Genomic DNA, 10,182 nt, shown 5'->3' with positions numbered 1-10,182 from the left:
CCGCAGCCCCGCCAGTGTCGGGTCGCCCGGCCGTGCCGCGGCGACCGCGTCGGGCCGGTCGTCGGCGAAGCCCGCCAAGATCCGGGCGGTCTGTCTGAAGGTGCACGGCGGCGCACCGCGCCGCGGCTCGGGAATACGGTCTCCGCGGAGGCCTTCCACCAGATCGACTGCTCCATCCGGAGTTTGGTTGTCGAAGAACTCCCAATTGACCATCAACACCGGCGCGTAGTCGCACGCGGCGTTGCACTCGACATGTTCAAGTGTGACCTTGCCGTCCTCGGTGGTACCGCCGGGTGGCACGCCGAGTTCATCGACCAACCGCGTCAGGATCGCGTCACCACCGAGCACCGCGCACAGCGTGTTGGTGCATACCCCGACGAGATAATCGCCGGTCGGTTCGCGCCGGTACATCGAGTAGAAGCTCGCCACGGCGGTGACCTCGGCGGATGTCAGTTCCACTTGTCCGGAACAGAATTCAATGCCCGCTCTGGTCACATACCCGTCTTCCGACTGCACCAAGTGCAGCAGCGGCAGCAACGCTGACCTCCGGCTCGGATACCGGTCGAGGATCTCCTTGGCGTCGATGGCAAGCCGTGACACCACCTCCGGCGGATAGGTTCTGCGTCCGGCGAAGCTGCCCTCGTCCTCCGGCGGGCGACTCCCGAGTTCAAGAAAAACGCTCTCGCGCTCCGTCTCCTTCACCTGTCCACCCCACCCATCACCGGATCGATACTGGCGACCGCAGCGATGAGATCGGCCACCATCCCGCCCTCACACATTGCCGAGACAGACTGCAGATTCGTGAACGATGGATCACGGAAATGCACACGGTAGGGCCGGGTTCCGCCATCGCTGACCATGTGCACCCCGAGCTCGCCGCGCGGCGACTCGACGGCGACGTACACCTGTCCGGCCGGCACCCTGATCCCCTCGGTCACCAGTTTGAAGTGGTGGATCAGCCCCTCCATGGAGGTGCCCATGATCTTGGCGATGTGCTTAGGCGAGTTGCCCAATCCATCCGGGCCCGACGCGAGATCTGCGGGCCACGCAATCTTCTTGTCATCCACCATGATCGGACCTGGCCTCAACCTATCCAGACACTGTTGAGCGATCTTGATGGACTCGTGCATCTCCTTGATCCTGATCAGATACCGGCCATAGGAGTCGCAGTCGCTATCGGTGATGACTTCGAAGTCATAGTTCTCATACCCGCAGTACGGTTGTGCACGCCGCAGATCATGCGCCAACCCCGTCGCACGCAGCACCGGGCCGGTGATGCCCAACGCCATACACCCGGTCAGATCCAGGTATCCGACCCCCTGGGTCCGCGCCTTCCAGATGTAGTTCTCGTTCAACAGGTTTTCCATGTCGCGCAACCTGCCGGGCAGGATCTTCAGCAGATCCCGCACCTCGTGTTCGGCCCCGTCGGGCAGATCCTGCGCCAACCCACCGGGCCTGACGTAGGCGTGGTTCATACGCAGGCCGGTGACGGATTCGAACACCTTGAGGATCATTTCGCGCTCGCGAAATCCGAGGAACATCGCGGTCATCGCACCAAGCTCCATACCGCCGGTGGCGAGTGCGACCAGATGGGAGGAGATGCGATTGAGTTCCATCATCAACACCCGGATCACGGTGGCGCGCTCTGGGATTTCGTCGGTGATGTCAAGCAACCGCTCGACCCCCAGGCAATAGGCGGTCTCGTTGAAGAACGGGGACAGGTAGTCCATCCGGGTCACAAAGGTGACGCCCTGTGTCCACGTGCGATATTCCAGATTCTTTTCGATACCGGTGTGCAGGTAGCCAATTCCGCAGCGCACGTCGGTAACCGTCTCCCCCTCGATCTCCAGGATCAGGCGCAGCACGCCGTGGGTCGAGGGATGCTGGGGGCCCATGTTGACCACGATGCGCTCGTCGCTGGCTTGGGCGGCGGCAGTGACGATCTCGTCCCAGTCCTGCCCACCGGCCATGAGATGAATCTCGGGCTGTGCTGTCATTAGTTGTAGGACCTCCGCTGATCGGGCGGCGCGATGGTCGCCCCGTGGTACTCGACCGGCACGCCACCGAGCGGATAGTCCTTACGCTGCGGATGCCCCTCCCAGTCATCCGGCATTTCGATTCGCGTCAACGCCGGGTGATCGTCGAACACGATGCCGAAGAAGTCGTAGGTTTCCCGTTCATGCCAGTCGGTGGTCGGGTACACGGCATTCAGTGACGGAACATGCGGATTATCCTCCGGCACAGCCACTTCGAGCAGAATGCGACGGTTCCAGGTAATCGACATGAGCGGGTAGACGGCATGCAGTTCCCGCGAGGCATCCTCGGGGTAGTGCACACCGCTGACACCGAGGCAGAGCTCGAAACGGAGTTCCGGGTCGTCCCGCAGAGACTGGGCGACCTGGACCAGATGCTCGGCCCGGACGTGGATCGTGAGCTGATCGCGGTAGACGATGACACCCTCGATGGCGTCCTCGTAGGTGACATGCTCCTGGTCCGCGAGCACCGATTCCAGCCGATCGACAACCTGATCGAAGTACCCTCCATAAGGACGGGCCGAGCTGACCGGCAAGGAGATTGGCTGAACCAGTCCACCATAGCCCGACGTGTCGCCACTGCCGCGGACCCCGAAGAGCCCATGCCGTACCCCGATGACCTCGCCTGGGTTCTGTTCGTCGCCGGTCACCGCAGTAGGCCCTTCATCTCGATGGTCGGCGTGGCGGCGAGGGCCGCCGCTTCGGTCTCGCGGATGACTTCCTCGCGGTTGGCCCCGAGCGGCATGTGGGCGATCTTCTCGTGCAGCTTCAAGATCGCGTGCAATAGCATCTCCGGGCGCGGAGGACACCCAGGAAGGTATATATCCACGGGGACAACATGATCGACACCCTGGACGATGGCATAGTTGTTGAACATCCCGCCCGAAGAAGCACAGACCCCCATGGCGAGCACCCATTTCGGTTCAGCCATCTGGTCATAGATCTGCCGCAACACCGGGGCCATCTTCTGGCTGACCCTGCCCGCGACGATCATGAGGTCGGCCTGCCGGGGCGTCGCCGAGAACCGTTCCATGCCAAAGCGGGCGATGTCGAACCGCGGGCCCGCCGTCGACATCATCTCGATGGCGCAACAGGCCAGCCCAAAGGTGGCGGGCCACAACGAACCTTTGCGCACATACCCGGCCAGCGTCTCGACGGTGCTCAGCAGAAATCCGCTAGGCAGTTGTTCCTCAAGACCCATGGCTCTCCCGAAAGGTGTGCTTATTCGTGATGTTGCAAGGACTTCCGCGCCGCCCCACCGATCGCACAGGGGCTAATCCCAGCTCAGGCCACCGCGCCTCCATTCGTAGGCGTACGCCACCGACACGTTGACGATGAACAGGGCCATTGCGAGCAGTCCGAACACTCCGAGGGCCTCGAAGTGGACGGCCCACGGATACAAGAAGACGATCTCTATATCGAAGATGATGAACAACATCGCGGTGAGGTAGTACTTCACGGGCACCCGGTGTCCACCAGCGGCGGCACCGTGATGGTCACGGCCCATCGAGTGCTGGGTGGGCTCGATACCGCATTCATACGCCTCAAGCTTCGCGCGGTTGTATCGGCGCGGACCGACGAATGACGAAATCCCAATGGAGAAAACGGCAAAGGCCACCGCAATGGCGCCGAGTACCAAGATCGGTACATATGCATCCATGGCAGAACAGCCTCCCGAATCGATCGATCGGGTCCCTGTGCTGGATCGGCAACATTGCCGCGTCATTGCTGTGTGTGGTCGAGGGCTGCCGACCAGTACAGATGTGACCTAACAAACACACTATCGGTTGGCGCCTGATCCATGCCACCGTTTGACGGTGTTTTGCGCAATTAAGTACTTGAGCCGAAGCGCCTGCGACGGCTGATGTCAGCGGTGTGTCACGTTGGCAGAACCAAGCAGCTCGATCACCGTCGCGGTCAATCGCATCGGGTCGATCGGACGCGGTACCACGCCCTCCGCGCGGGACCAGCTCGCCAGCCAGCTGTCTTGCGGACGTCCGGTCAGCACCACGATCGGAGGCGGCGCGTCGACCTCGTCCTTCACCTGCTTGGCCACGCCCATCCCGCCGAACGGCGTCGCCTCACCGTCGAGGATCGCCAGGTCGATACCGCCCGCGGCCAGGCGTTCGATGACCATGGGCCCGGTGGCCACCTCGACAAACTCCAGTGGCGGCAGTGCGAAATCCGGCCGTGTGCCAATTCCCTGAATTACCTTGCGCCGGACCGTGATGTCATCGCTGTAGACGAGGACGTGCAGCGCCATACGGCCATGCTAGGCCGAGCTGCGGCTACTCGCGAAGGAATCCGGGGAAAGCCCGGGAATCTAGGCCCGGAAGAACCTGACTTCGGAGGCCAGGATGGCCTTCGCACCGATCGCGGCCAGCGCATCCATGGTGGTGTTGACGCCCTTGCGCGGGGCCAGGGCACGCACCGCCACCCACTTCTCGTCGGCCAGCGGGGCCAGCGTCGGAGATTCCAGGCCGGGCGTCACCTTGAGTGCCTCGTCCAGAACCGCGCGCGGGCAGTCATAGTCGAGCATCAAATACAGCTGGCCAAATACCACACCCTGGATGCGCGTCGTCAGCTGTGCGCGAGCCGTTTCCGTTGCCGGATCGGCGTTCTCCCGCTCGATCAGCACCGCCTCCGAATCGCACAGCGACTCACCGAAGGCCACCAGTCCGTGCTGGCGCAGTGTTCGTCCGGTACCGACGATATCGGCGATCACATCGGCCACGCCAAGCTGGATGGATATCTCGACAGCACCGTCCAGCCGAATGACATCGGCCTCGATTCCCTTGGTGGCCAGATCCTTTCGGACCAAGTTCGGATAGGCGGTGGCGATCCGCTTCCCCGCGATGTCGTAAATCGTCCAGTCTCGTCCGGCGGGCGCGGCGTAGCGGAACGTCGATCCACCGAATCCCAGAGCGAGCCGCTCGGTCACCGGCGCATCGGAGTCCATCATCAGGTCGCGGCCGGTGATACCAAGATCCAGCTCGCCGGAGCCGACGTAGATCGCTATGTCCTTGGGCCTCAGGAAGAAGAACTCGACGTCGTTCTGCGGATCGAGCACCGTGAGGTCCTTGGCGTCTCCGCGCCGCCGGTAGCCGGCCTCGGAAAGAATCTCCGACGCGGCCTCGCTGAGCGCCCCCTTGTTGGGGACGGCGACACGCAACGCTCCATTCGCACTGGTCATGTCAGAGCTTCCGGTAGACGTCATCGAGTGTGAGACCGCGGGCAATCAGCAGCACCTGCGCCCAATAGAACAGCTGGCTGACTTCTTCGGCGAGCGATTCGTCGCTCTCGTGCTCGGCGGCCAGCCATACCTCGCCCGCCTCTTCGAGCAGTTTCTTGCCCAGGGTGTGCACGCCCGCATCGAGGGCAGCGACGGTTCCACTTCCCTCGGGCCGGGTTCTGGCGCGGTCACTGAGCTCGGCGAACAGCTCCTCGAAGGTCTTCACGGGTGGCGATTCTGTCACGACCGGCCCCGGTGAGTCATATGGGTTTGCCGGCGGTCGCCGTCAGGACGTCAGCGTGGGCACGGCGCAAGTCCTCCGGAGACAGCCCCGACAACGTGGGGGCACGCCTGCGCCGATCAGTGCCGGGCACCTCGATATGGTTGGGCACCACCAGCACCACACAACCCGCCGCCTCGGCCGCGGCGGCGCCGGTCGCCGAGTCCTCGATGGCCACGCAATCGGACGGATCCACGCCCAGCAGCGCCGCAGCCCGCAAGTACGGGTCCGGAGCCGGTTTGGTACGTACCACCTCGTCACCGCAGACAGTTCCAGAAAACCACTGTGTACCAATGGTCTTGAGCGCCTGGTTGGTGAGCGATCTGATGGTGTTGGTGACCAGCGCCATGGGCACCTGCTCGGCGGCGAGCTGCGCCAGCATGTCCTGCGCACCATCACACCAGGTCAAATCGGTTTCAAAGAGCTCGCCGGTGTACTCGTGCAGCCAGTCATTCTCGCTGGCCATCAACTCGGGGTCCGGCTCCAGCCCGAACGCTGCGAACATCATCTGCATCGTGGCCTCGGCGGAGCCGCCGAGCAGCGCGGTACGCAGTTCGGGGGTCATCTCACCGCCCAGCCTGCGGCACGTTTCGGCCATCGAGATATCCCAGAGCTTCTCCGAGTCGATGAGCGTGCCGTCCATGTCCCACAGCACCGCGCGCATGCGGCCAATTCTGTCAGAGGTCACCCGCTGCCCATGACGCTGGTGCTCAGTCCTCAGGGTTATAGCCGAGGTTCGGGCCGAGCCAGCGCTCCGCTTCCTGCAGCGTCCAGCCCTTGCGCTTGGCGTAGTCGGCGACCTGATCCTGGGCCAAGCGGCCCACCACGAAGTACTGCGACTGCGGGTGCGAGAAATACCAGCCGCTGACGGCGGCGCCGGGCCACATCGCCATCGATTCGGTCAGCTCGATACCGGTCCGCTTCGTGACGTCCATCAGGTCGAACAGCGTCGTCTTCTCGGTGTGCTCCGGGCAGGCCGGGTAACCGGGCGCCGGACGGATTCCGCGGTACTTCTCGCCGATGAGCGCCTCGTTGTCCAGCTGCTCGTCGGGCTGGAAACCCCAGAACTCCTTGCGCACCCGCTGATGCATCCGCTCGGCGAAGGCCTCGGCCAGCCGGTCCGCGATCGACTCCAGCAGGATCGCGCTGTAGTCGTCCAGGTCAGCCTTGAACTCCGTGATCTTGTCCTGGCTGCCGAGCCCCGACGTGACTGCGAAGGCACCGACGTAGTCCCGGTGCCCAGTTTCTCGGGGGGCGATGTAGTCGCCCAGCGAGCGGTTCGGGATGCCGTCGCGATGCTCGCCCTGCTGGCGCAGGTTGTACAACGTGGTCAGCACCTCGGTGCGGGAGTCGTCGGTGTAGACCTCGATGTCATCGCCGACCGCATTCGCGGGGAAGAAGCCAATCACCCCGTTGGCCGTCAGCCACTTCTCCTTGATCAGGGTGTCGAGCATCTGCTGGGCGTCGTCATACAGCTTGCGCGCGGCCTCACCGGTGGCCGGGTTGTTCAGGATGTCGGGGAACCGGCCCTTCATCTCCCAGGCGTTGAAGAACGGCTGCCAGTCGATGTACTCCCGCAACTCCGCGATGTCGTAGTCCAGAAACTCCCGCACGCCGAGGCCCTGGGCGGGCACGGGCGGCGTGTATCCGTCCCACTCGATCGGTGTCCGGTTGGCTCGGGCCTTCTCCAGCGTCAGCGTCGGCCGCTCGTTCTTCTGCGCATGCCGTTCGCGAAGCGATGCGTAGTCCTTCTCGGTGGCCTCCAGTAGCCCCGGCCGCTGCTTGTCGTCGAGGAGTGCGGCGGCGACCGGCACCGAGCGAGACGCGTCCTTGACCCACACGACCGGACCGCTGCGACGCGGCGCCACCTTCACCGCCGTGTGGGCGCGGGAGGTGGTCGCGCCGCCGATCAGCAGCGGAATCTGAAGCCCCCTGCGCTCCATCTCGACGGCGAAGTTGACCATCTCGTCCAGCGACGGAGTGATCAGGCCGGACAACCCGATGATGTCCGCGTCGTATTCCTCTGCTGCAGCGAGGATTTTCTCGGCGGGCACCATGACCCCGAGATCGATTACCTCGAAGTTGTTGCACTGCAACACAACCCCGACGATGTTCTTACCGATGTCGTGAACGTCACCCTTCACGGTCGCCATGATGATGGTGCCGTTGGTGTCCTTGGACGCGGCGACGCCGGACTCTTCCTTTTCCTTCTCGATGTACGGCAGCAGGTACGCGACGGCCTTCTTCATCACCCGCGCCGACTTCACGACCTGGGGCAAGAACATCTTGCCCGCGCCGAACAGGTCGCCGACGACGTTCATGCCGTCCATCAGCGGGCCCTCGATCACCTCGATGGGGCGCCCCCCGGCGTCGGCGATCTCGGCGCGCAATTCCTCGGTGTCGTCGTCGACATGGGCGTCGATTCCCTTGACCAGTGCGTGCGTAATCCGTTCGCGCACAGGCAGACTGCGCCACTCTTGAACAGCCGAGGGGCCAGCCTCCTCCTCCTTGCTGTTGAACCGTTCGGCGATCTCCAAGAGTCGTTCGGCCGCATCCGCGCGCCGGTTCAGCACGACGTCCTCGATTCTTTCCCGCAGGTCGGGGTCGATCGAGTCATACGGCACCAACGCGCCGGCGTTGACGATGCCCATGTCCAGGCCGGCCTTGATGGCGTGGAACAGGAACACCGCGTGAATCGCCTCGCGGACGGGGTTATTGCCGCGGAACGAGAACGACACGTTCGAGATACCGCCGGAGATGTGTACCCCGGGCAGGTTCTCCTTGATCCAGGCGCAGGCCTCGATGAAGTCGATCCCGTACGTTGCGTGCTCTTCGATACCGGTCGCCAGCGCGAAGCAGTTGGGGTCGAAGATGATGTCCTCGGCCGGGAAGCCGACCTCTTCGGTCAAGATCCGGTAGGCGCGTCCGCAGATCTCCTTGCGCCGTTCCAGATTGTCAGCCTGACCCTTCTCATCGAAGGCCATCACCACAACGGCGGCACCGTACTTGCGGCACAGCTGCGCCTCGCGGATGAACTTCTCCTCGCCCTCCTTCATGGAGATCGAGTTGACGATCGGCTTGCCCTGCACGTTCTTCAGGCCCGCCTCGATGACCTCCCACTTGGAGGAGTCGATCATCACCGGGACGCGGCTGATGTCGGGTTCCGCCGCGATCAGCTTGGTGAACCGGTCCATCGCGGCGACGCCGTCGATCATGCCCTCGTCCATGTTGATGTCGATAATCTGCGCGCCGACCTCGACCTGCTGTAGCGCGACCGACAGCGCGGTGTCATAGTCCTCGGCCTTGATTAGGTTGCGGAACCGGGCCGAACCGGTGATGTTGGTGCGCTCACCGATGTTCACGAACAGCGAGTCGTCGGTGATGTTGAGGGGCTCCAGTCCGGACAGGCGAGTCGCCACCGGCACGTGCGCCATCCGCCTCGGTGCCACACCGTCGACAACCTTGGCGATCTCCGCGATATGTGCGGGCGCGGTCCCGCAGCACCCACCAACCAGGTTGACCAGTCCAGCCTCGGCGAACTCGGCAAGGTAGCCGGCCTGGTGCTCAGGGGACTCGTCGTACTCGCCGAAGGCGTTGGGCAAACCTGCGTTCGGATAGCAGGAGACGAAAGTGTCGGCAATGCGCGACATCTCGGCGATGTAGGGCCGCATCTCCGGGGCGCCCAGGGCGCAGTTAAGGCCCACCGCGATGGGCTTGGCGTGCCGAATCGCGTTCCAGAATGCCTCGGTGACCTGGCCGGACAACGTCCGCCCGGACGCGTCGGTGATAGTGCCCGAGATGATGATCGGCCAGCGCCTCCCACGCTGCTCAAACAGCGTCTCTACGGCGAAGACCGCCGCTTTGGCGTTCAGCGAGTCGAAGATGGTCTCCACGAGGATGATGTCGGAACCGCCGTCGACCAGGCCGTTGGCCGCTTCGAGGTAGGCGGCGACCAGCTGGTCGTAAGAGACGTTGCGGGCCGCGGGATCGTTGACGTCCGGCGAAATCGACGCGGTCCGGGTGGTCGGCCCCAGCGCCCCGGCGACATAACGGGGCTTCGCAGGGGTGCTGTACTCGTCGGCGGCCGCCCGCGCCAGCGCGGCACCGGCGTAGTTCAGCTCGTAGCTCAGCTCTTCCATGCCGTAGTCGGAGAGCGACACCGCGTTCGCGTTGAACGTATTGGTCTCGAGGATGTCCGCACCTGCTTCGAGGTACTCACGGTGGATGCCCTCGATGATGTGCGGCTGCGTCAGAGTGAGCAGATCGTTGTTGCCGACGAGGTCGCTCGGCCAGTCGGCGAACCGTACGCCGCGGTATCCGGCCTCGTCGGGCCTGTCGCGCTGGATCGCCGTGCCCATCGCGCCGTCGATCACCAGGATCCGCTGTTCGAGAGCAGCAGTCAGCGAGTCCGTGCAGTCGGGCCGGACATTCGGCTGCGGATTGGTCACGCGCATTCCTTCCAGAGCGGAAGGCGTCCTTAACTCTGCCGAGCGTGGCGGTCACGGGCTGTGATCCGGAACCGTTGCAACGCCTCTCGACCAGATGAAGTCTACGTCGTCACCCGACAGTCGTGCGAACGCCTCATGTGTCGTGCGGTTTCTCCAGGGGCGGTCATATCAACAATGTGATCCGGCTAT

At 63.8% G+C, this 10,182-nt stretch carries 10 protein-coding genes; all 10 read right to left on the bottom strand.

The annotated features are described in order from the left end of the window. The coding region (nuoE, locus tag B4394_RS19230; RefSeq protein ID WP_078315970.1) for an NADH-quinone oxidoreductase subunit NuoE at positions 1-702 on the bottom strand (702 nt) is incomplete at its 3' end. Further along, complete coding sequence (gene nuoD, locus B4394_RS19225) at positions 699-1,997, bottom strand: NADH dehydrogenase (quinone) subunit D (protein WP_078315969.1); 1,299 nt, start codon at positions 1,995-1,997, stop codon at positions 699-701. The genes nuoD and nuoE, both read right to left, overlap by 4 nt. After that, a complete protein-coding gene (locus tag B4394_RS19220) occupies positions 1,997-2,683 on the bottom strand; it encodes an NADH-quinone oxidoreductase subunit C (RefSeq protein ID WP_078311753.1) in 687 nt (228 codons plus the stop codon). Before B4394_RS19220 ends, nuoD begins: the two co-directional genes overlap by 1 nt. After that, positions 2,680-3,234 (bottom strand): NuoB/complex I 20 kDa subunit family protein, encoded by a 555-nt coding sequence (locus B4394_RS19215; protein WP_078311754.1) that lies wholly within the window; start codon positions 3,232-3,234, stop codon positions 2,680-2,682. Before B4394_RS19215 ends, B4394_RS19220 begins: the two co-directional genes overlap by 4 nt. Before the next feature lie 72 nt (positions 3,235-3,306). Next, positions 3,307-3,693 (bottom strand): NADH-quinone oxidoreductase subunit A, encoded by a 387-nt coding sequence (locus B4394_RS19210; protein WP_078301967.1) that lies wholly within the window; start codon positions 3,691-3,693, stop codon positions 3,307-3,309. Positions 3,694-3,900: 207 nt separating this feature from the next. Next, entirely contained in the window at positions 3,901-4,296 is a 396-nt protein-coding gene (locus B4394_RS19205) for a response regulator (protein WP_078315968.1), read from the bottom strand. Positions 4,297-4,356: 60 nt separating this feature from the next. Beyond that, the gene (hisG, locus tag B4394_RS19200) at positions 4,357-5,226 is read right to left on the bottom strand and encodes an ATP phosphoribosyltransferase (protein ID WP_078311756.1); all 870 of its coding nucleotides are present in this window, start codon (positions 5,224-5,226) and stop codon (positions 4,357-4,359) included. A gap of 1 nt (position 5,227) precedes the next feature. After that, a complete protein-coding gene (locus tag B4394_RS19195; RefSeq protein ID WP_170915039.1) occupies positions 5,228-5,509 on the bottom strand; it encodes a phosphoribosyl-ATP diphosphatase in 282 nt (93 codons plus the stop codon). 16 nt (positions 5,510-5,525) lie between these two features. Beyond that, positions 5,526-6,209, bottom strand: coding sequence for an HAD family hydrolase (locus tag B4394_RS19190; RefSeq protein WP_078311758.1), 684 nt, complete (start codon positions 6,207-6,209; stop codon positions 5,526-5,528). A gap of 46 nt (positions 6,210-6,255) precedes the next feature. Next, the gene (metH, locus tag B4394_RS19185) at positions 6,256-9,999 is read right to left on the bottom strand and encodes a methionine synthase (protein WP_502688536.1); all 3,744 of its coding nucleotides are present in this window, start codon (positions 9,997-9,999) and stop codon (positions 6,256-6,258) included. Positions 10,000-10,182 lie beyond the last annotated feature (183 nt).

Origin of the sequence: Mycobacterium sp. D16Q16 (assembly GCF_002013745.1) — a bacterium.
In the GTDB taxonomy this organism is placed as follows: domain Bacteria; phylum Actinomycetota; class Actinomycetes; order Mycobacteriales; family Mycobacteriaceae; genus Mycobacterium.
This window is presented reverse-complemented; position numbering and strand designations above follow the sequence as displayed.